Genomic DNA, 20838 nt, shown 5'->3' on the forward strand with positions numbered 1-20838 from the left:
TCAAAATATGAAGCGAGGTGGTCATGCTATTGCTTCCACATGCGTTGAGTGGTGATCGCAGATATTTTGATGTAGCAGTGTTTGCCTTTAATTATCAGTATGGCTTATCTTTATAAGCCCTTTTCCCTTCTTATTTTCTCTATAAAATTTTCGGTAACCCACTCATTTAGTATTTTATCGAAACTAGCAATATAAATTTGATTATTACTTTTCATTTCATTGAGTTGTTTTTCAATTATAGGAAGTAATTTTTCAAGCGCTAAATCTAACTCCTCTACACTCTCAAGGCCTTCCAACTTAAAAAATATTTCATTATTGTTAGTACGTGTTACGATACTTATAGTTCGGTCGCGTTCTTCAACTTTCTTAGATGTCACTTTATAAAATTTTTTACCTTTTGTTTTTAAAACAACATATTTAACCATTGTTTTAAATCCATCCCACACCGCACTCGCACCTAAAGATACAAGGAGACCGCTACTAATTACAAAGTCAATAAAAATAGTTATTACTGGGTTTAACTCATCAATATTTGCAGTAATTCTTCTTCCCTTATCAATGACCTTAAAATTCACTCCTTCTATATCTAAAAAACTTTTTAATTCTTTAATTTCTTCATTATTAAAGATACTATCAATATACATAAGACCTACTCTCATATACATTCTCCTAACAATGATTAAGTTGATACTTTAATTGCTTTGGATTTTAATTTAATTTTTCTAGAAGGCCGGTGAATTAATGGGGCATAGACTTCCCACATGTCGAATTTTGGAGGCCATTCTCCCCGCCGTTTGGCGCCAAAGGATGGGAAGACGAGCAGGACTTCCTGCTCCCAATTCCGGTTTTGCGCACGCCAAAGAGCCGGTCCCCCCTCGTTTTTTTCGAAACCGGCACAATCGCTTCAGATTTTGCACGACGGCGGTCAACAGTGCCTGTTCTTCCATGGCGTAAAGGCCCCGGCTTCGGGCCCGGTCCAGCCCGTGACATTCCTTCCCTTCGGCGAACACATGCTCACAACGCGTGCGAAGGGCTTGAATGGATCGATAGCCGCCCTGTTGTTGAATGAGCCTCGCTTGATTGCGAATCTGAACGTCTCGGACTTTCGCCTGGCGCTTTGCTTCCTGAGCGGGATCCTTCGCCCGGCGCTTCCAGGTTGGAATCTCCTCCATCTCCTTGCGGCGCAACGGCACGAGCGGTGTGATGCCTTGAACGAAGAGCGCTTCCAGATACTCGGTGGTGCCATACGCTTTGTCCGCAGACAAGGTCCGAATCGTAATCGACGGGTGGCGAAACTGAATCGAAGCCAGCTGCTCCAAACTCGTCTCCCGTTCCGCCGTTCCAGTGGCGAGGCTGGCCCGTCTGGATAAAATCACGCGCGACTGGACATCGATGACGTCGTGCACCAGATACCGAGGATACGCTTCCTGCCCTTTGCCTTTCTTGTACAACCGGGCATCCGGATCCGTCACGCTTCGATGGGTCCGGTTGGAAAACGTGGCTCCACGGAAGTTTCCCCGTTCTTCGGCATGGACGCGTTCCCCTGATTTTGGAGACGGAGAGGGTGGGTCGTCATCCGGATCCCGGGCCTCGGTCTGTTCATCTTCCCGGGCAGTGCGGGCCAGATAGTCTTCCAACGTCTCCACCGGAGCGAGCTTGACCTCCCGCAAGCTGTGGATCGAGGCATTCGCCCGCACTTGGGTGCCGTCAGCCGCCGCATGGACATCCGGCGAGACCAACCCCGCCGCGATGCATTGATCCACCACATAGGTCATCAGCCGGTCAAAGATTCCATGTTGGCGCCAGCGTTTCCGTGTTTTGACGAGCGTCGTTCGATCCGGCAGTGTGGGGTGATGAGGATCCGGATGGAGCACGGATTCAAAGTCGAGACCGCAAAACCACAAGTATCCGGCATGCATGGGGAGGATCTCATACAACTCCCGCTCAGAGTGGTCGAACAAATACGAGAGCAGCATTAGGCGAAGCAGCCGTTCCGGATCCGCCGCCGGGCGACCCGTTTTTTCCGTGTACAGGGGAGCCACCCAATCGTGAATGACGGAAAAGTCAACCGCTTCGTTGATTTGGCGCAAGATATGATGTGGAGGAACGAGTTCTTCCATGTCGATGACTTGAAACAGACGAGGCTGAGTCGAAGGGTTTTTGGGGGCTTTCATGATCCGCTCACGCTCCATTCCAACGATTTTTCTTCCTTTTTCGACATAAGCCCCCTAAATCCCTGCCTCAGGGTGTACTTTTTTCACCGGCCTTCTAGAAGGCCGGTGAAAAACGGCTGCCACGAGCAAATCAGCGGCATCTCGCCAAAAAAGAAGGCTGATTTCGCCAGGTTTTTCTAACTGAGAAACAGATGGAATAGCACTATTTTGTACTAAATCACCGCCCCTCTAGAACTCGAAATTTTGGGTACCATCAAGAATTTTGTGTAATGCAAGATGGGTATCTCTGAAATAGATTTGGAATGGATAAGGGACGGTTTCCTCCACACAGGAGACTTAATATTCAGTCTCCTGTGTGGAAAGAGAGAATCTCCTTATCTCATTTATTTACATTATTTGGTTAATTGTAACGTTCTTCAAACATTCATTGAAGAGCTTCATGTGCTTCGGCAAATCCTCACAACTTTCGTCCTGCCCTTTCTCATTAAAGTCCTAGATGGTTAAATGCACGACTTTTTCTACAGACTCTAAACTGCTTAAACTGTTCATCGACTTTAGACGTTTCCGAATCTCCTTGATCGTTCGTTCGATAGTATTGGTTGTGTCAATCACATTTCGAATACAGCTTGAATCATCCATAAATGTAAGGAGGATCCCCAACTCATTGGCCCAAGATTGAACTTTTCTTGGATAGTTGCCGGACCATTTTGACTCAATATAAGCTATCTTGACAATTTTTGTACTTGATGAAATATAAGGTACCTTCAAGACATCTCCAGCCTCAAAGATCCCTTAACACCGAAGAAAAACAAAATATATGGAAAGTATTAACAAAAAACCCAACGGCTAACTAGATTACCACAAGGAACGCTTTTGCTACGCCCCCACAATATCTTCCGAATTCCGGTTAATCTCATCGATAATGCGAATGATCTTCCGCGCGTCGTCCATGTTGTCTTGAAAGAGTTCAACAATGCTGCCAACGGTTTTGAACGGTTCTTCCTGCAGCACCCGCTTGTCCATGACTCCGTTTTTTACAAAGTAATCGACGATCAGTTTGACAAAGCGGCTTTGCTGGATGTTCAACCGTTCGCTTGATAAAAATTCGGAAAACGCTTCGTTGGCGGCCTGCGGGTCAAGGCCGACGATTTGGCGGACGAGCTTTGTAATCGGCGTGGCGCCGAATTCTCTTTGATAATCTTCCTGTGTGCCAAGCTCATTCCAAAGAATATGCTCCAACGTTTTTACGTCTTGGATGGTCAGCTTTTTATTATTCCGCAGCTTGTAAATGGCCATCTGGTCGCGGTGTTCGTGCAGATAATGTTCCACCTTTTTGCGATAATTTTTCAGATCATTGACAGTAAACATCGGGCCGTTTTCTTTGACTTCTAAAACTTGATCTTTGAAGTTCGTATAGTAAATTTTTTGCGTTTCTTTTTCAAGGAATTTCACTAAATCACGCAACGCTTCGCGAACGGCTTCCAATTCGAACAGATCGGCTTCGCTCCAAAACTCTTCCGTCTGCACCTTTTCGATGATGTATTTTTGTTCCTGCACTTGCGGGATCGAGCCGAGCTTAGATAGCACCTCTGCGGTGCGAATCACGCTGCGGATCGGTTTTGTGGCATTATTCGTTTGCAGCTTCGCCAGCTCAATCGTATACATCAGCAAATCAAAGCGCTTGGCCAGCTCATCATCGTTGAGCGGAACGATGAGCGGTGCCAGATGTTCTTTGATTTCATTGACATCCATGGCCGTTAAACAGTTCCATGCTTCCCGGTTTTGGAACTTGTGTACGTACTGAATATGTTGGCGTACGCGGAAGTTTTCTTCGTTTAACCGATTGATTTCCGCCAGCAGCTCGTCAATCAATTGATGGCGATAGGCAATATACTCTTCTTCTTGATATTGTAAATGTTGCAGCTCTTTAATGATTTCCAGTTTGGCGGTAAACAAACGCTCCGTTAAGCTTTCCACCGCTTTTCCTTCGATTCCTTTCGGATTTTCCCGGAAAAACTCAAAGTTGCCGCAATAGTCAAAAATAAGGAAATGCGTTTTATCTTGCCCGGCTCCGAATAAGTCTTTGCATAAACGGGTGCCACGCCCGATCATTTGCCAAAACTTCGACTTCGAGCGTACTTTCTTAAAGAACACAAGGTTGACGACTTCGGGAATATCCACTCCCGTATCAAGCATATCGACCGATACGGCAATTTGCGGCCATTTGTTGCGGTCGGAAAAATCATCGATTAATGTTTGGTAGTAGTTCACGCTGTAATCAATCACCCGCGCAAAACCGCCCTTGTATTCGGGAAACAATTGATCAAAGCGCTCCACGATCCGTTCCGCATGGCGATGGTTTTTCGCAAAAATGATCGTTTTGCCGAGTTTGTCTCCGCCTTCGACGCGAATTCCTTTTTCCATTACATCTCTCAGCACCGTATCAATCGTATCGTCATTAAACAGCCATTCGTTTAACGCCGCGCTGTCAATATCGTCGCCGACTTCCTCATCAAATGTTTCTTCATATCGTTCTTTTTCTTCCTCCGGCAACTGGTCGTAATGAATGCCCTCTTCCAAAAATTTAAGCTTTGTTTCGATCGTACGGTAATCGACCAAATAGCCGTCTTGAACGGCTTGGTCCAGCTCATACGCATACGTCGGCACACCGTTTTCCAGATCAAACACTTCATACGTATTGCGGTCAATTTCATCTTTTGGTGTGGCGGTAAGCCCAAGCAATATTGCGTCAAAATAGTCAAAAATAGCCCGATATTTCTTATAAATACTGCGGTGGGATTCATCGACGATAATTAAATCAAAATGCCCGACGGTAAAGAGGCGTTTGCCGTCTTTTCGTTTCGCTTCGTCAATCGCGTTCATCATCGTCGGGTACGTCGAAAACACCATGCGGCTTTCCTCGGGATTGTCTTTGTTGTCAAGCAAATTGCAAAGCGTCAAGTTCGGCAGCAGATGGCTAAAGCTGTTTTTCGCCTGCGTAACCAGCGTTTTGCGGTCGGCTAAAAACAAAATATTTTTCACCCAATTGTGACGGGTAAGAACATCGACAATCGAAATCGCTGTCCGCGTTTTGCCGCTCCCCGTCGCCATGACCAGCAGCGCTTTGCGCCGTTTGTTCTCAAGCGCGTCACAGACCGCCAGCACCGCTTCTTTTTGATAATAACGATTCGCGATGTTGTCATTGATTTGCACATGTTTTAGCGGCTTCTTCATCGTCCGGCGGTCAATCAGCAAGCTTAATTCTTCCTTGTTGTAAAAGCCGGAAACCTTCCGCGCCGGATAGGCAAGGTCGTCCCAAAGATACGTTTCAAAACCGTTGGTGTAAAAAATGATGGGACGTTGGCCGTGCATGTTTTCGATACAGTCGGCATATAGCTTGGCTTGTTGCTTTCCTTTGTTCGGGTCGGCGGTTGTCCGTTTTGCTTCCACGACCGCCAGCGGCTTTCCGTTGTCGCCAAACAGAACGTAATCGACATAGCCGACCCCTTCTTGATTTGGCATGCCAACGACGGGATATTCGACCACAACGTCCTTTTGAAACTCCCAGCCCGCTAATTTCAAATCCAAATCAATGTATTTCTTCCTTGTTTCCCATTCGCTCAGTGCATCGACTTGGAAATGGGACTCTTTCGTGTTTTCTTCCCGTTTGGCGGCAAGCAGAGCGCGAAGCTGTTCGTTTTCTTTCATCATCTCTTCCAGGCGCTTGTCTTTCGAACTGAGCCGCTCGTATAAATCTTTCAGCTCTTCCGGACGCTCGCGCTTTTCCTCGCCGATGGGCAATAACGATTCATTAAACTCCGCCGCCGTATAGTCATCCGAATAACAATAATCAATCCAAGAGACGAACTGATGAAGATTGTGGAGGGAAAGAATCGCTTCTTCCCTCGTAATCATCGAGTTCGTATGAACCGCGACATTTCCCAGTTTGACAATGTAACGCAACAGCGGCAGCAACGCTTCATCAATAACGGCCAAAAAACCGGGGTCATGAATCAAACTCGAAAGACGATCTTGATACGGAACTTTCAACGCACCATCAAAGCTGTACACCCACTTCACCGCCAGCTCCAGCGCCCGGCGCGTCAAAATCGCGCACGTCGCCGGACTGACAACCAAACTTTTCTCCGCCTCCAAACACGCATTCGCAAAGCTCTCATAATGAGGTTTGCCGATTAAAAACTGAAAGTTGGATCGCAATCAACGCCCCTCCCTTAACCGGTACCGAATTCCTTTCCTGTCGGTCAATCGTTGAACAACTCTCCCTTGAATGCGCGTTGCATGAGGGAGTTGAAGTTGTTTTCTAGTTCTTCTAGGCTTTTTTGAAGAAGGTCTTTTTGAGATTCTATTTTTTCTACTATCTCTACAAATTTATTTTGAAGTTCAACAGGTGGTACCGGTATTTCTAACTCACTTAAAATTTTGAGATTAATATTTTTTTGTGCTGATTCGGGAGCATTAGCTTCAATGATTCTTTGTAAAAACGTGAACCAAAAATGAACATATATATTAGACATATAATTTTTTGGAATGTAAGCAACAACGCTGTCTGGAAAACAAGCATCAAACGTTAATATTCCTGTTTGGGCTATATTAGCCGCAATTGTAATACATAACGTACCTTTTGGCCACATTTTGCTCTGCTTTAAACCTAACTCAGAGTACGTTTGATTATATTTTTTTATGAATATACCTGAATTTGCAACATCCCCAGTTTGAATCAAAGGATAAGGACCATTCAGAAGTTCAGGAGCATTTCTTGGTCGATATTTCGATATTCCTCTTTTAAGCTCACCTGTCTCGGATAGCTTCTGCATGACCCAGTTTTTATTATTTTTAACCGGATCCCCAAACATCTCCAAAAACACACTTTGCGTTAACTGGTCTAACGCTTCAATTTGGGCTTTTCTTTTATTTATTAATTCTTGTGCTTTGCCCAGAGCTGATGCAATTTTCTTTTGAAGTGTAAGAGGAGGTAAAGGAATTTGTAAATCTGAAATTAGACTAACCGTAATCCCCTTAACAGTGGCACCTTTTCCTTTAGATTCAATGAAACTAGATTTACTCTTTAGAAAGTAAAATAGGTAGTAAAGATCTAATTGGCTATTATCTTTTATTATCAATGCTTTTAAATCTTGGTTAATTGCTACGTCAATCTGATTTATAGCAACCTTACCCAGAGCCATTCTTGTAGGTAATATAATATTCCCTTTTGGGATTAACTTAGCACTCGACTTTTCTAATCCTTCTCTAGTTATAGTCTCCAATGATGAAGATATACTATCATCTACTAAGTCTTTAACAGAAATCCAATTTATATCTCCATTCCAAAAATGTGGCTTTCTTCTATCGGGCGTTCCACCACCGACAATCGCAACTAATTCTCCTAATTTTTTATAATGAAACACCATAGTAAAATTCACTACCCTCTAATCATTTCTTTTAACTCTTGCAACCCTTGCATAATCTCTTTTTCCAACGCTTCCACTCTTTCAAGTATCACACTCGGCGCTTCATACTGCACTTCTTCATACTCAATCTCTTTATACTTGTTAATCGAAAGGTCATAGCCGTTTTCCCGAAGTTCTTCCACCGACACGAAGAACGATTGCTCTGTTCGTTTTCGGTCTTTTTCCGCTTCACGGTTATGGAAGCGCGCAATGATGTCCGGAATGTCGTTTTCTTCCATCGGGGTGCGCTTGTCGTCCAATGAATAGCCGTCGGCTTTCATGTCGTAAAACCAGACGTGATCGGTTCCGCCGGCGCCTGTTTTCGTAAAAATCATAATGGCTGTCGATACGCCGGCGTACGGTTTAAACACGCCGCTTGGCATCGAAATAATCGCTTCGAGCTTATGGTTTTCGACGATTTCTTTGCGAATCGCTTTATGCGCCGTCGAGCTGCCGAACAATACCCCATCTGGCACGATGCAGGCGCAGCGGCCGCCCGGTTTTAAGATGCGCAAGAATAACGCCAAGAATAATAACTCCGTTTTCTTTGTTTTGACCACTTTTAATAAATCGCTTGATACCGCTTCATAGTCGAGCGAGCCTTTAAACGGCGGATTGGCCAAGACAAGGGTGTATTTGTCGCGATCTTTGTTTTGTTCCGACAAGGAGTCGCGATATTCGATATTCGGGTTTTCAATGCCATGGAGCATCATGTTCATCGCGCCAATCCGCAGCATCGTGCGGTCCATGTCAAAACCGTAGAACATCTGGTTGTGAAAATGTTCTTTTAAACTTTGCACTAAAAATAAGTCGCTGCGATGGTTGCGCAAATATTCGCCGGCGGCGACTAAAAACCCGGCGGACCCGGCGGCCGGGTCGACGATGATGTCTTCCGGCGTCGGTTTTACGAGTTCGACCATCATGTTGATAATATGGCGCGGCGTCCGGAATTGGCCGTTCGTCCCTGCGGTGGCGATTTTCGATAACAAATACTCATACAAATCGCCTTTTGTATCGCGGTCTTTCATCGGAATGTGGTCAATGCCATCGACAATTTTGACGAGCAGTTGCGGCGTTGGGATCATGAACATGGCGTCGCCCATATATTTCGCATAGGCGGACTCCCTGTCACCATGCAAGTTTTTGATAAATGGAAACACTTCGTTGGAAACGACCTCATACATATGGGCGGCTTCAAAATGTTTGAATTTGCTCCAACGCAAGTGCTGCTTATCTGGCGGAAAGATGCGTTCCGATTCGATGCCCAGCAAAGCATCTTCCTGTTCGCGCTGCGTTTCGACTTCGTCGAGACCTTTGATGAATAACAAGTATGTAAACTGTTCAATAACCGTCAGCGGGTTCGTAATGCCGCCCGTCCAAAATGTTTCCCATATTTTATCGACTTTGTTCTTTAATTCTCCTGTCATCATATAGATGCCCCCTTATTATTTCCAAATTTAATTATACATAGTTTTATCGGTGTTAGAAACTTTGGTTTCGCGGGATTCAATCATCCATGATGGATGGACAACGAAAATTCTCCCCTCGCCTCATCGATTGTGTGGAAACCCGATGGAACGCCAAAAACTTTTTTGTCGATTCTCTGTTCCGAAAATGAAATAGCAGGAAACAAACCCGTTTCCTGCTTACGTTTCTCGTAACACGATCTGCGCGACACACTCCACATGCGCCGTATGTGGGAACATGTCGACCGGCTGGATGTAGTCGACGCGATAGGCGGCCGCTAGGGTGTCGAGGTCGCGGGCGAGGCTGGACGGGTTGCACGAGACGTAGACGACTTTCTGCGGGCGGACGCGGAGGATCGTTTCGAGCAGTGCCCGGTCGCAGCCGACGCGGGGCGGGTCGACGATGATGACGTCCGGCTTCCAGCCTTCGTTCACCCATTTCGGCAGCCAATATTCCGCTTTGCCGACGACATAATGGGTGTTCGTGAACCCGTGTTTTTTGGCGTTTTTCTTTGCGTCTGCGATCGCTTCTGGAATCGTATCCATGCCGCGCACTTCGTTGGCGTCGCGGGCGAGCCACAGCCCGATCGTGCCGACGCCGCAATAGGCGTCCACGATCCTCTCTGTTCCGGTGAGAGCGGCCGCTTTTTTCACTTCATCGTACAATTTCACCGTTTGGATCGGATTGAGCTGGAAAAACGCGCGCGCGGAGAGCTCAAATGACAAATCGCCGAGCGTTTCTTGAATGTATTCGTCGCCGGCGAGCACTTCCGTCTCATCGCCGAAAATGAGCGATGTTTTTTCGCCGTTGATGTTTTGCACGATCGATTTGACTTCGGGGAGACGACGGCGAATTTCGTCAATGAGCAGCTCTTGGCGCGGGATGTCTTTCGTCGCCGTGACGAGAACGACTTGGATGTCGCCGGTATGAAAGCCGACGCGGGCGACGATCGTCCGCACGACGCCGGTTCTTGTCCGCTCGTTGTAAATCGGGATGCGCAAGTCTTGCAAAATCGTTTTGATGATGTTTGTCACGCGCGTCGTTTGCGGGTGTTGGACGCGGCATTCCGACAAGTCGATGAGCCGATGGGAGTTGAGGCCGTACAGCCCGGCGAGCACCTTCCCTTCTTTCATCCCGACTTGGAACTGGCTTTTGTTTCGGTAATGCCACGGGTCATCCATGCCGATCGTCGGACGGATGTCAAGTTTGTCAACATCGAGGCGGCGGGCGTGGCGGCGCAGCGCTTGGATGACAATGTCGCGCTTCGCCTCCAGCTGCGCTTCGTACGCCAAGTGCTGCAGCTGGCAGCCGCCGCACTGGTCATAGAGCGGGCATGGCGGCTTGATGCGGTTTGGCGAGCGCTTGCGGATGCGCTTGATGTTCGCCTCGGCATAGGTAGGGTGGATGTCGGTCGCCTCGACGATCACTTCCTCACCCGGCAAGGCGCCGGGGACGAAGACGACTTGTTTTTGAAAATAGCCGACCCCTTCGCCGTTAATGCCGATCCGCTGAATCATCAGCGGAAATTGGTCTCCCTTTCGAATCTTCACCTTCGTTTGTCGCTTTGCCATATCGGTCCCTCTCATTCAATGCTTCTCCATAAATAAAGCGCCGCGTAGCTCGCATACGGCTTCCACCGTTCGCCGAGCGCCGCCAGCTCGTGGGCGGTCGGCCGCTTCGGCAGCTGAAAAAGTTGTTCCACCGCCCGCTGCAAGCCAATATCCGCCGGCGGGAAGACGTTCGGGCGGCCGAGCCCGAACACGAGAAAATTTTGCACGGTCCATGGCCCGATGCCGCGGATGGCGGTCAGCCGTTCCATCACTTCGCCGTCCTCCATCTGCCTGAGTTCATCAAGTCGCAGCTTCCCCTCGGCAATGAGGCGCGACACATCGACGATATATTCCGCTTTCCGTCCGCTCAGCTGCAAGGCGCGCAAGTCCTCGTACGAGCGGGCGGCGATCTCTTCTGGGCACGGGTAAAACCAAACGCCGTCCCGCTCCTCGCCGAACGTTTTCACAAACCGCTCTGTGAGCCGATAGCCGACTTTGAGATGAAGCTGTTGGTGGATCAAACATTTGACGAGGCAAAAATACAAATCAAAATCAAGCACCAACGGCAGCCCTTCATAACGGGCAAACAGCGGCGCCAGCTCGGTCGCCTGAAAATGGCCGTGCACCGAAGCGAGCGGCGTCCGCCATTGAAACAGATCGGAAATCCGTTCAATGATCTCCTGTTGCCGCTCGGGATGCGGCCCTGACACGATCAAGCGTGGGGCGTCTTTTGTGCCGATGCTTTCCACCGCGACGGGCACCTTTACGTCATCGAGATGAAGCGGCACGGTGACGCGCTGCCGCTCTAGATCAACCGCCAGCAGCGGATCGAGCGCCAATCGCTCCAACGCATGGGCAAAATCGTACGGCGCGGGCACGGTAATCGTTTGCTTCCACATCGTTCTCACCTTTCTCGTTCGTCCGTGCCCTTATTATAACGAAAAACCCCCCGCCAAACCAACGAATCGGACAAGCAGCCGATCCGTTTCTGGTGGCGAGGCGGGGGAATGGCCTAGCGGCGCACCCTGTTGTTTTGACTATCCGTAACGCGACAACGACGACGGACACGGGGACAGAAGCCGTCGGCGCTGACCTCTGCACCGAAAAGCGCTCACTTCCATGAGCAGACAGGCCGCGCTGAAAGCCTTACGGACGAAACAGCCACGGATGGAGGCCCATCTTTTTCGCCATCAATTCATCTAAGCTGGCAAACGTATACCCTTGTTTGCGCAAGTCGTCGATCACTTTCGGCAGCGCGTCGGCGTTGTCTTTCGAGACCGAGTGTAAAAGCAAAATCGCCCCGGGATGGATTTGCTTCATGATTTGATCGTACGCGTATTGCCAGCCGTGCTGGCGGTCGGTCTGCCAGTCGACGAACGCCAGCGACCAAAAGACGTGGTAATAGCCAAGCTCGCGGGCGAGCGCCAACGTCCGTTCACTGAAAATGCCGCGCGGCGGGCGAAGGTACGCCATCCCTTTTTGCCCGGTCAATTCCTCGGTCTTTTCTTTTACTTTTTCCAGCTCTTCACGGAACCGCTCTTCGCTTGCCGTTGTCAAATCGGGGTGGTGCCATGAATGATTGCCGATGATGTGCCCCTCGGCGGCCATTCGTTTCACCAACTCAGGGGCGGTTTGCAAGTAATGGCCGGTGACAAAAAAGGCAGCCGGCACGTTCTTTTCTTTTAACACGTCTAAAATTTGCGCCGTATAGCCGTTTTCATAGCCGTTGTCAAACGTCAAATAAATTGTTTTTTCGCTCGTATCGCCGACATAAAAGGCATCGTATTTGGCGAGCAGTTCGTCAAGCTCTTTTCCCGCTGATGGGGGCTCATGGTTTTCGCTCCGCTTGAATCCCCAATGGATCGGGGCATGGCTTGCCGCGAACGCGGGGGCGGGGATCAACGTGAACAGCAACAAAAGAGAAAGAAGCCATTTCATGCGCACAATGCCTCCTTGGCCACGGTCGTTTCCTTTTTCTTATTGTTTTCCCGCCTCCGCGCTTTACGCGCGCCATTTTTTGCAAAAAAAGCCCCAAACGCGCCTGCGGCACACGCGTTTGGGGCTAGGTGAGCTGATCGGCCAGCCGTTCGTTTGAAATCGCTTCTTTCTTTATTATTTGAACACCGGTTCTTTGAACTGAGCGAGCTTTTCAAGCGACGATTGTTCCACATCTTCATGCAGGCTGTTGCCGTGCGAATCCATCGTGACGACGGCGGTGAAGTTTTCGACGCGCAAATGCCACATCGCTTCCGGGATGCCGAATTCCAGCAAATCGACGCCTTCTACGGATTTGATGCAATCGGCGTAATATTGCGCGGCGCCGCCGATGGCGTTCAAGTACACGCCGCCATGTTCTTTTAAGGCTTGCAGCGTTTTCGCGCCCATGCCGCCTTTGCCGATGACGGCGCGGACGCCGAATTTTTTCATGATGTCGCCTTGGTACGGCTCCTCGCGGATGCTCGTCGTCGGACCGGCGGCTTTGACGTGCCAGCGGCCTTCTTCATCTTTCAGCATCACCGGACCGCAATGGTAAATGATTTGCCCGTTCAAGTCGACCGGCGCGTCATGGTCCATCAAATATTTATGAATGGCGTCGCGGCCCGTATACATCATGCCGCTGATGCGGACGACATCGCCGACGCGAAGCTGGCGCACTTGTTCTTCCGACAGCGGCGGAACGAGGTCGATGACGCGCGTCTCCCCTTGTTCAAGCGCCGCGGCGGCTTCCGCTTTTTCCAATTCTTTCGCGAAATCGACGTCTTCGCCGTCTTGGTACAGCCATTCGATGATCTCGCCCGTTGCCGGATCGATTTTTACGCCCATGCGGCGGAACGCCCAACAATTGTAAGCGACGGAAACGAAGAAGCTCGCCGGGATGCGGTGCATGACGCCGATTTTACAGCCAAGCAGCGTCGATTCGCCGCCAAAGCCCATCGTACCGATGCCGAGTTTGTTGGCGTTTTCCATAATGTATTCTTCCAACTGGCGGAGTTCTTCGATCGGGTTGACGTCATCAACCGAGCGGAACAGTTGCTCCTTGGCCAGCTCATAGCCTGATGAGCGGTCGCCGCCGATGCCGACGCCGATAAAGCCGGCGCTGCATCCTTGCCCTTGCGCTTGGTACACCGCATGCAAGATGCATTTGCGGATGCCATCAAGGTCGCGGCCGGCGCGGCCGAGCCCTTCGAGTTCACAAGGAAGGCTGTATTGGATGTTTTTGTTTTCACAGCCGCCGCCTTTTAAAATCAAACGGACGTCAATGTAATCGTTTTCCCATTGTTCAAATTTAATGACCGGCACGCCTTCCCCTAAGTTGTCGCCGCTGTTTTTGCCGGTAAGCGAGTCGACCGAGTTCGGACGCAGCTTGCCGTTTTTCGTCGCTTCAGCGATGGCCGCCCGGATCGCTTTTTTCATTTCGATTTGATTCACGCCGACCGGCACTTTGATTTTAAACGTCGGCAAGCCGGTGTCCTGACAGATCGGTGACACGTTTTCATCCGCCATTTGAATGTTCTCGACGATCGTATCGAGCGCCATCGCTGCCCGTGTGCCGGCGTTTTCGCGCACTTTCGCCCGAGCGATCGCTCGGCGAACGTCCTTCGGCAGCTTCGTTGACGTCTCAACGATCAAGTCATACATGCTTTGCTGGAATTTTTCCATGTCGGTTCCACGCCCTTTCCCTTTTGATCGCCCTATCGGCAGTTGTCTCATCTCCTTCTATTATACTGCTTTTTCTCGGTTATGGAAAAAATCTTTCTTTTCGGTCTCATCAGCTCCAAGCCCGCCTCATAGGAATGGGATAGAGGATCAGCGGCTAAAACGATTGACAAGCGAAGCAACTGTTGCCGATAATGAACGTTGAGACTTTGAATGGAAAGAGGAGAAAGACATGCGTTCATCGACCATGCCAGCGATTACACCGGCGTATGACCCGTGGGAGGTGTATGTCGATATTGAAGAATATGGAAAACTTGAACTGACGAACATCGAGTTCACGACAACGACACTTTGCAATATGCGTTGCGAACATTGTGCGGTTGGCTATACGTTGACAGCCAAGGACCCCGAAGCGCTGCCGCTTGACTTGTTGCTCCGCCGGCTCGAGGAAATCCCGCATTTGCGCTCCTTAAGCATCACCGGCGGCGAGCCGATGCTGTCATTAAAATCCGTTGACCAATACGTTGTTCCGCTCCTCCGCTATGCGCATGAACGCGGGGTGCGGACGCAGCTCAATTCAAATTTGACCCTTGACTTGGCGCGCTACGAACGAATCATTCCGTATTTGGATGTGCTGCACATCTCCCATAACTGGGGAACGATCGATGACTTTGTCGATGGGGGATTTGCCATGATGGAGCGGAAGCCGGCGCGCGCCCAGCGCGAAAAGTATTTTCAGCGCATGCTCGACAATGCGAAAGCATTGGCGAAAGCAGGGGTCTTAGTGTCGGCGGAAACGATGCTCAACAAGCGCACGGTTCGCCATTTGGAAACGATCCACCGCCAAGTGGTTGAGGACATGGGCTGCCGGCGGCATGAAATCCACCCGATGTATCCGAGCGATTTTGCCAGTGCACTTGAGACGTTGAGCTTGGACGAATTGCGCCAAGCGATCCACCATTTGCTTGACATTCGCAACGAGGACGTCTGGATGTTGTTCGGGACGCTCCCGTTTTACCCGTGCAGCGACAATGAAGAAGATGTGGCTCTATTGAAACGGCTGTATGAAAGCAAAAACGTCACCGTGCGCAACGACCCGGACGGCCGCTCGCGGCTCAATGTCAACATTTTCACCGGCGATGTCATCGTCACCGATTTCGGGGATGAACCGCCGCTTGGCAACATCATTCACGATTCGCTGCCGGACGTGTATGACCAATGGCGCCGTTCAAAGCTCGCAAGCGGGCTTCTTTGCCACTGCCCGGCGGCGCGCTGCCTCGGACCGAACGTGCTCGTCAAACAAACCTATTACCGGGATGTCGATTTTACAAAACGCTCGGCACGCGTTGCCCGGTAAAAGCTGCTTGGATCAAGCGGTTCGTTTCAAACAACAGACGGCCGATCGATAGCGTCACGCACATATCTTGCCATAAGAGAAGGTGTCCCATTGCCTTTGGGACACCTTCGTTACCTTGGCTGCTCGCTGACAACATAAGATACGTATAGACGATCTTGCACCGGAATCCACGCTCCGACGCCTCTTGTCGTCACGTTTTTGACGACAATTTTCTTTTTGTTTCCTCTCAAGACAACGTACACTTCGCCGTACGTCACTTTCCCTTTTTCATTCACGGCTGGAGCATACGCATACAAGTAGCCCATTTTTTTCGCCGGCACGTTGTATGGCTGATCCTTTTTCGTGCCGATGCCGATGACAGTGCTAAATGACAGCGGCAAGTTTGTCTTTGCCATGGCCTTGTTCAACATCATCCGTTTGACGGCGTCTTCATTCGGCACTTTCACCGTCAAGCCGCCACGGACGTATTTTTGCATTTCCTGTTTGTAATACAGTTTTTGTGCTGTGTCGCCGCCGCGGTTGTCGAGGAAATTCGTGTTGACCTTTTGGTATTCCCAATTCGTTGACGTCTCAAGCGACTGGTAATTGAGCGGCCATTGGCCTAAATAAATCGTCGCTCGGTAGCCGACAGCCCAAGGGGTATTCGTCGCTGACGATTCGTTAAAGAGATGAATCAATTCGGGATTCTCAATTTTTACGTTCGATGATTTTAACAGCTGTTTCGTAAACGAGCTCGGCTCTAAATGCGGCAAATCTTGCGTCGGATTCGGATACGTATTTTCTTTTGATATGTCGATCACCGTTCCGGGCGCTGGTTTTCCGGAGGCCGCCAGCACCGGGAACGCCGCCGCATAGAGAAGAACCGCACTCGTCAATAAGGAAACGGTCCACTTTTTCATCCTATTCGCTCCTTTCTGTCCCGTATTCACTGTTATTTTCTTTCAAAATACACTCTTTATCCGCAGCGATGAAAATTTCGTCCTGCTTTGGCGCTCCGTTTCCCGCGCATGGGCAAACAAACACCCGGACGGCGGGCGTCCGGGTGCATGCTTACAACAAGTAAAAGCCGATTCCCATCATCGTATATGCCGCCAGCAGCGTTGCTCCCTCAAACCAGTTCGTATCCCCATCATTGGAGAGCACGATCATCAACAGCACCGAAGCGCCCATCGCGATGAGCTCAGGAAGCGAAATTTGTTCATTCGTTTTCATTCCACCTTTCTTCGTAACGTTTTTCGTTGCATTGGCCGTCATTCGTATGTACGATGAATACGGACGATACGTCGATCCGCAAAAAAGCGGAGACCCTGTTTGTTTCGTTGTCCACCATTTTAGCAGAAATGAGGATGTACGATGCGTTTTGCCATTTTAACCGGAATCGTCGCCATCTCCGGCTTGTCCCAAGGGATGTTGCTTCCGCTGTTGGCCATGCTGCTCGAGGAAAGCGGCGTCTCCTCGACCGTTAACGGAGCGCACGCTGCCGCGCTCTATATCGGCGTGCTTGCCATCTCACCGTTTTTGGAGCGCCCATTAGGCAAATATGGATACAAACCCATGATTCTCCTTGGGGGTTTTATTGTAATCGGCTCGCTCATCCTTTTTCCACTTTTTCCTTCATTTTTCTTTTGGCTTATTCTTCGTCTTCTGATCGGGGTGGGCGACCATATGCTTCATTTTGCGACCCAAACGTGGATTACCGACTTTTCGCCGCCGGCTGAGCGCGGGCGGCGGCTGTCGCTGTATGGACTCGCATTTGGCCTCGGTTTTACAGCCGGTCCGCTTCTCGCTTCGCTCACCTCGCTCAACAGGGGGCTGCCGTTTTTTTTGGCTGCGCTCCTCAGCTTCGTCGGGTGGGTTGCCGTTTTTTGGCTGCCAACTGAAAAACCGAAGCCGTTTGAGCGCTCTTCCTCAGCTGCCGGGCGATGGATCGGCGCATGGAGGTATGCGTGGCCGGCGCTCTTGCTGCCGCTTACTTATGGCTTTTTGGAAGCGGCCATTCATTCCGTTTTTCCGCTGTATGCCTTGCATAAACGGATGAGCACCGAACAGATCGCGTTGATCTTGCCGTTTTTCTCGTTCGGCGGCATCCTCTTTCAGCTTCCGCTCGGTGCGCTCGGCGACCGGTTCGGACGCCGCATTGCCATCATTGGCGCGCTGCTGGCCGGCATCAGCTGTTTTTTGGCCGCACTCGCCGCTAGCTCATCGACTGTCGGGCTTGCTGCCTGCTTGTTTGCCGCCGGGATGTTTACGGGATCGCTTTTCTCGCTTGGCATTGCCTATATGGCCGACCTGCTGCCGAAAGCGCTCCTTCCGGCCGGCAATTTGTTGTCCGGAATGTTATACAGCCTCGGCAGCATGATCGGTCCGCCGCTTGCCGGCAGCGCCGTCGATGCGGCGGCGGACGCCTTTTTCCTTGCGGTCAGTGCCGTTCTCCTCATCCCGACCGTCGGCCTTGCCAGACGACAGGAACAGGAAAAAGCGGCTTGACCGCATTTTTTATTTTTTGTTTTTTTCAAAAAAATCGTTGACCATTTTGTTCCTTCTGTTATATAATAAAACCAAGATATAAAGTTACTGTTTTAAAACAGGGTAAAGGAGTGGCGATGATGAGCAGAGCGGAACGGAAAAATATGATCGAGTTTATCGAAAAAGTGCGGGGGTTATCGCGGGAGCAGCTGGCCTACATGACCGACGCGGAAATCGAGTACATTTACGAACGCTATTACCATCATCACGAAGAAAGCGTTGAGTAAAGCGGCTGTTCCGCATGAAAAAGGGCGCTCTTTCCAGAGCACCCTTTTTCAATGATAGCCGTTTTGGCCGTTGGCACTGCCGCTCGTTTTATGCTTTGGCCTGTTTTTTCCTTTTTGTTTCGTGCCCCCGTCTTTTTTCGTATGCTTGGCCATGGTCATCCCCCCTGTATCAAAGTCCCCCACACCGTTACGTTATCCGGTTTTCGGGCCGTTTATGCGCGCGTTAGCGCATCCTCTTCCTCCCTTCACGCTCACAATCAAAAATCGCGTTCATTTCTCCGCCTAAAACGAGAACCATGCCGGATAAATAAAGCCAAATCATCAAGACGATCATCCCGCCGAGGCTTCCGTGCATGGCCGTGTAATTGGCAAAGTGGTTGACATAATAGGCAAACGCCAGCGACGTCGCAATCCAGCCGGCAGTGGCGAATAAAGCGCCGCGCACGACATTAACGCAGCGCAGTTGTTTGTTCGGGGCAAAATAATACAGGGCGGTGAAAACGGCAAACAATAACAGCGAACTCGTCGTCCAACGGAATGCATTCCATGCGGTTAAAAAGTGTTCCGATAACCCTAATGCTGAGAACAAAAACAGCCCGATCATCCGCCCGAACACCGGCAGCACGAGCGCGATGATGATCACAGCGATCATCCCGAGCGTCAGCACGACCGACAATCCGCGCGCCACCCAAAACGGACGATTTTCCTCCACGTCGTAAGCGCGGTTGAACGCCCGCATAATGGCGCCCATCCCGTTTGAGGCGGACCAGACGGCACCGATAATGCTTAACGACAACAATTTCCCATTTTGCTCGTCCATCAGGCGATGCACATTTGTCTCAATGAGATGAAGCGCCTCTTTCGGCGCGTATTGCCGCACGAGCGCGAGCACATCTTCATGCGGAATAGGCAAATACGCCAACAGCGTCATTAAAAACAGCAAAAACGGAAACAGCGACAAGAGAAAGTAGTACGCCAATTCCGCCGACAACCGCGGAATTTCATCCTCCATAAAGCGCCGGGCCAACTCGCGGATGAACGTCATGTTCAAGAACATGGGCTGCCCTCCTTTCCCGTTTTTTCAAACCGAGCGCATCCCTTTTTGACGCTCTTTATTCGCCGGCGACAAGCTGATGGTCACGGATGATGGCCTCAAGCAAATGCTCGCATCCGGAACGGACAAGGCGATATACTTCGGCGAAATTCCCCGTATAATATGGATCCGGCACGTCGTCTTTTTCCCGTTCGGGCACAAAATCGAGCAGCCGGGCGATGACGGCCGGTGAATTAGATCCGGCCAACCGGCGCAAATCGTGTAAATTGGCGGCATCCATGGCGATAATATAATCAAATTCCTCCAAATCGCGGCGGCCGACTTGCCGGGCGCGAATGCCAGAATAATCAATGGCGTTTTCGTTTAAAATGCGCCTTGTCCCTTCATGCGGCGGCTCACCAACATGCCAGCTACCCGTTCCCGCCGAATCAACGGCGATACGCCCATCGAGCCCGCGTTCTTTCACTAAGTGGCGAAAGATCGCTTCAGCCATCGGTGAACGGCAAATATTCCCAAGGCAAACAAACAACACTTTGATCATCCGAACAACAACCCCTTTCGCTGTTTCGACAGCATATCTCCTATCGTTAGTCTTTCTTCTTTTTCCTCCGTCTAGACCTTTTATGCCGCTTTCGGGCATATCGTGTACATGCATCTATATTTTACTACATTGTCCGCTTTTCGGCAGGCAAACAAGTCATCCCCCTCCCTATTTTCACCGCCTGTATGGTACAATACATGATATCTTGCCATGAAAGGAGCCAGACGATGGACTTATCGAAACGGTCGGCGGAAAACGTCGAATATATGATCGAGCAGCTGAAGCAAAAGTTGAAAGTGCTGAACTTTGATGCCATTAAGCCGTCCCATTTTTCCGAAGAATGGTATGATGAACTGAAAGACATTTATGAGATGGTTATGAAGCGCGAGACGTTCAGTCCGAGCGAAATGCAGGCGATCGTTGAAGAACTCGGAAACTTGCGCAAAAAATGATGTTCTGCCTTTCGCCAGGACAGCATGCTTAGGCTGCCGCCCATAGCTGAACGCTCCTCACTTTCGTTCATGCCAGGTTCCCGCATTGGAATGATAAAAAAATAATTCCTATCGAAAAACTAGGATTGACATTGGCGGCAATTGTGCTAAAATTTTAATCAATTACATCCGTTACATACGCTTATCAAGAGCGAGGGAGGGACTGGCCCGATGAACTCCGGCAACCTGCTCTGTTTAGCAAGGTGCCAATTCCAGCAAAATGGGTTCCATTTTGGAAGATAAGGCGTCGCTAGTTCTTCCGCTCTTTCCAAAATGGAAAGGGCATTTTTGTCGCCGGGCTGCCGCTTGCTGAGTAAATATCCGAC

Annotated in this window: 16 protein-coding genes, 2 pseudogenes and 1 riboswitch; of the genes and pseudogenes, 4 read left to right on the forward strand and 14 right to left on the reverse strand. The window is 49.9% G+C overall.

Annotation, left to right across the window (positions count from 1 at the left end):
* Window positions 1–110: 110 nt before the first annotated feature.
* The 10 genes and pseudogenes from GS3922_RS13505 to GS3922_RS13545 form a co-directional block, all read right to left on the reverse strand.
* The gene (locus GS3922_RS13505) at window positions 111–659 is read right to left on the reverse strand and encodes a hypothetical protein (protein ID WP_063166761.1); all 549 of its coding nucleotides are present in this window, start codon (window positions 657–659) and stop codon (window positions 111–113) included.
* Window positions 660–722: 63 nt separating this feature from the next.
* Window positions 723–2192: a transposase gene (locus GS3922_RS13510; protein WP_081823186.1), complete on the reverse strand. Its 1470-nt coding sequence runs from the start codon at window positions 2190–2192 to the stop codon at window positions 723–725.
* A 439-nt stretch (window positions 2193–2631) separates the two neighbouring features.
* Window positions 2632–2891 (reverse strand): annotated as a pseudogene (locus tag GS3922_RS17680) (transposase); the annotation flags it as partial.
* 159 nt (window positions 2892–3050) lie between these two features.
* Complete coding sequence (locus GS3922_RS13515) at window positions 3051–6392, reverse strand: DEAD/DEAH box helicase family protein (protein WP_063166762.1); 3342 nt, start codon at window positions 6390–6392, stop codon at window positions 3051–3053.
* Between the two features lie 44 nt (window positions 6393–6436).
* On the reverse strand, window positions 6437–7603 hold the full coding sequence (locus GS3922_RS13520) for a restriction endonuclease subunit S (RefSeq protein ID WP_063166763.1): 1167 nt from the start codon (window positions 7601–7603) through the stop codon (window positions 6437–6439).
* Between the two features lie 11 nt (window positions 7604–7614).
* A complete protein-coding gene (locus GS3922_RS13525) occupies window positions 7615–9072 on the reverse strand; it encodes a type I restriction-modification system subunit M (RefSeq protein ID WP_063166764.1) in 1458 nt (485 codons plus the stop codon).
* Between the two features lie 216 nt (window positions 9073–9288).
* A complete protein-coding gene (gene rlmD, locus GS3922_RS13530) occupies window positions 9289–10695 on the reverse strand; it encodes a 23S rRNA (uracil(1939)-C(5))-methyltransferase RlmD (RefSeq protein WP_063166765.1) in 1407 nt (468 codons plus the stop codon).
* Entirely contained in the window at window positions 10692–11558 is an 867-nt protein-coding gene (locus GS3922_RS13535; RefSeq protein WP_063166766.1) for a DNA-3-methyladenine glycosylase family protein, read from the reverse strand. The genes rlmD and GS3922_RS13535 overlap by 4 nt, the downstream gene beginning before the upstream one ends.
* Window positions 11559–11805: 247 nt before the next feature.
* A complete protein-coding gene (gene pdaA, locus GS3922_RS13540; protein ID WP_063166767.1) occupies window positions 11806–12597 on the reverse strand; it encodes a delta-lactam-biosynthetic de-N-acetylase in 792 nt (263 codons plus the stop codon).
* A 174-nt stretch (window positions 12598–12771) separates the two neighbouring features.
* Window positions 12772–14319: a fumarate hydratase gene (locus GS3922_RS13545; protein WP_063166768.1), complete on the reverse strand. Its 1548-nt coding sequence runs from the start codon at window positions 14317–14319 to the stop codon at window positions 12772–12774.
* Between the two features lie 229 nt (window positions 14320–14548).
* On the opposite strand from GS3922_RS13545, the gene yfkAB reads away from it, so the two are divergent.
* A complete protein-coding gene (gene yfkAB / locus GS3922_RS13550; protein ID WP_063166769.1) occupies window positions 14549–15673 on the forward strand; it encodes a radical SAM/CxCxxxxC motif protein YfkAB in 1125 nt (374 codons plus the stop codon).
* A gap of 110 nt (window positions 15674–15783) precedes the next feature.
* Here the strand turns inward: yfkAB and GS3922_RS13555 are convergent, their stop codons facing one another.
* Together GS3922_RS13555 and GS3922_RS17685 are read right to left on the reverse strand one after the other, a co-directional pair.
* Window positions 15784–16572, reverse strand: coding sequence for a YfkD famly protein (locus GS3922_RS13555; protein WP_063166770.1), 789 nt, complete (start codon window positions 16570–16572; stop codon window positions 15784–15786).
* Between the two features lie 151 nt (window positions 16573–16723).
* Window positions 16724–16864 (reverse strand): annotated as a pseudogene (locus tag GS3922_RS17685) (calcium/proton exchanger); the annotation flags it as partial.
* A 162-nt stretch (window positions 16865–17026) separates the two neighbouring features.
* Between GS3922_RS17685 and GS3922_RS13560 the strand changes: the two are divergent.
* Together GS3922_RS13560 and GS3922_RS13565 are read left to right on the forward strand one after the other, a co-directional pair.
* Complete coding sequence (locus tag GS3922_RS13560) at window positions 17027–18160, forward strand: MFS transporter (protein WP_063166771.1); 1134 nt, start codon at window positions 17027–17029, stop codon at window positions 18158–18160.
* Between the two features lie 119 nt (window positions 18161–18279).
* Window positions 18280–18426 carry a BH0509 family protein gene (locus GS3922_RS13565; protein ID WP_041267834.1) on the forward strand — a complete coding sequence of 49 codons (147 nt, stop codon included), beginning with the start codon at window positions 18280–18282 and terminating at the stop codon, window positions 18424–18426.
* 223 nt (window positions 18427–18649) lie between these two features.
* Here GS3922_RS13565 and GS3922_RS13570 read toward each other — a convergent pair whose 3' ends face one another.
* Both GS3922_RS13570 and GS3922_RS13575 read right to left on the reverse strand, forming a co-directional pair.
* Window positions 18650–19483, reverse strand: a complete 834-nt coding sequence (locus tag GS3922_RS13570) for a YihY/virulence factor BrkB family protein (RefSeq protein WP_063166772.1) — start codon at window positions 19481–19483, stop codon at window positions 18650–18652.
* A gap of 55 nt (window positions 19484–19538) precedes the next feature.
* Window positions 19539–20021, reverse strand: coding sequence for a low molecular weight protein-tyrosine-phosphatase (locus GS3922_RS13575; protein ID WP_063166773.1), 483 nt, complete (start codon window positions 20019–20021; stop codon window positions 19539–19541).
* Between the two features lie 227 nt (window positions 20022–20248).
* On the opposite strand from GS3922_RS13575, the gene GS3922_RS13580 reads away from it, so the two are divergent.
* Window positions 20249–20473 (forward strand): DUF1128 domain-containing protein, encoded by a 225-nt coding sequence (locus tag GS3922_RS13580; protein ID WP_063166774.1) that lies wholly within the window; start codon window positions 20249–20251, stop codon window positions 20471–20473.
* 178 nt (window positions 20474–20651) lie between these two features.
* A riboswitch (SAM riboswitch) is annotated at window positions 20652–20758 on the forward strand.
* The last annotated feature ends 80 nt before the right edge of the window (window positions 20759–20838 follow it).

It is taken from the genome of Geobacillus subterraneus (assembly GCF_001618685.1).
Taxonomy (GTDB): Bacteria; Bacillota; Bacilli; order Bacillales; family Anoxybacillaceae; genus Geobacillus; species Geobacillus subterraneus.

Bases quoted from the DNA above. Each gene is read 5' to 3' on its own strand.
- GS3922_RS13505 (WP_063166761.1), bottom strand. From the start codon at position 659: ATGAGAGTAGGTCTTATGTATATTGATAGTATCTTTAATAATGAAGAA.
- GS3922_RS13510 (WP_081823186.1), bottom strand. From the start codon at position 2,192: ATGGAGCGTGAGCGGATCATGAAAGCCCCCAAAAACCCTTCGACTCAG.
- GS3922_RS13520 (WP_063166763.1), bottom strand. From the start codon at position 7,603: ATGGTGTTTCATTATAAAAAATTAGGAGAATTAGTTGCGATTGTCGGT.
- GS3922_RS13525 (WP_063166764.1), bottom strand. From the start codon at position 9,072: ATGATGACAGGAGAATTAAAGAACAAAGTCGATAAAATATGGGAAACA.
- rlmD (WP_063166765.1), bottom strand. From the start codon at position 10,695: ATGAGAGGGACCGATATGGCAAAGCGACAAACGAAGGTGAAGATTCGA.
- GS3922_RS13535 (WP_063166766.1), bottom strand. From the start codon at position 11,558: ATGTGGAAGCAAACGATTACCGTGCCCGCGCCGTACGATTTTGCCCAT.
- pdaA (WP_063166767.1), bottom strand. From the start codon at position 12,597: ATGAAATGGCTTCTTTCTCTTTTGTTGCTGTTCACGTTGATCCCCGCC.
- GS3922_RS13545 (WP_063166768.1), bottom strand. From the start codon at position 14,319: ATGGAAAAATTCCAGCAAAGCATGTATGACTTGATCGTTGAGACGTCA.
- yfkAB (WP_063166769.1), top strand. From the start codon at position 14,549: ATGCGTTCATCGACCATGCCAGCGATTACACCGGCGTATGACCCGTGG.
- GS3922_RS13555 (WP_063166770.1), bottom strand. From the start codon at position 16,572: ATGAAAAAGTGGACCGTTTCCTTATTGACGAGTGCGGTTCTTCTCTAT.
- GS3922_RS13560 (WP_063166771.1), top strand. From the start codon at position 17,027: ATGCGTTTTGCCATTTTAACCGGAATCGTCGCCATCTCCGGCTTGTCC.
- GS3922_RS13565 (WP_041267834.1), top strand. From the start codon at position 18,280: ATGAGCAGAGCGGAACGGAAAAATATGATCGAGTTTATCGAAAAAGTG.
- GS3922_RS13570 (WP_063166772.1), bottom strand. From the start codon at position 19,483: ATGTTCTTGAACATGACGTTCATCCGCGAGTTGGCCCGGCGCTTTATG.
- GS3922_RS13575 (WP_063166773.1), bottom strand. From the start codon at position 20,021: ATGATCAAAGTGTTGTTTGTTTGCCTTGGGAATATTTGCCGTTCACCG.
- GS3922_RS13580 (WP_063166774.1), top strand. From the start codon at position 20,249: ATGGACTTATCGAAACGGTCGGCGGAAAACGTCGAATATATGATCGAG.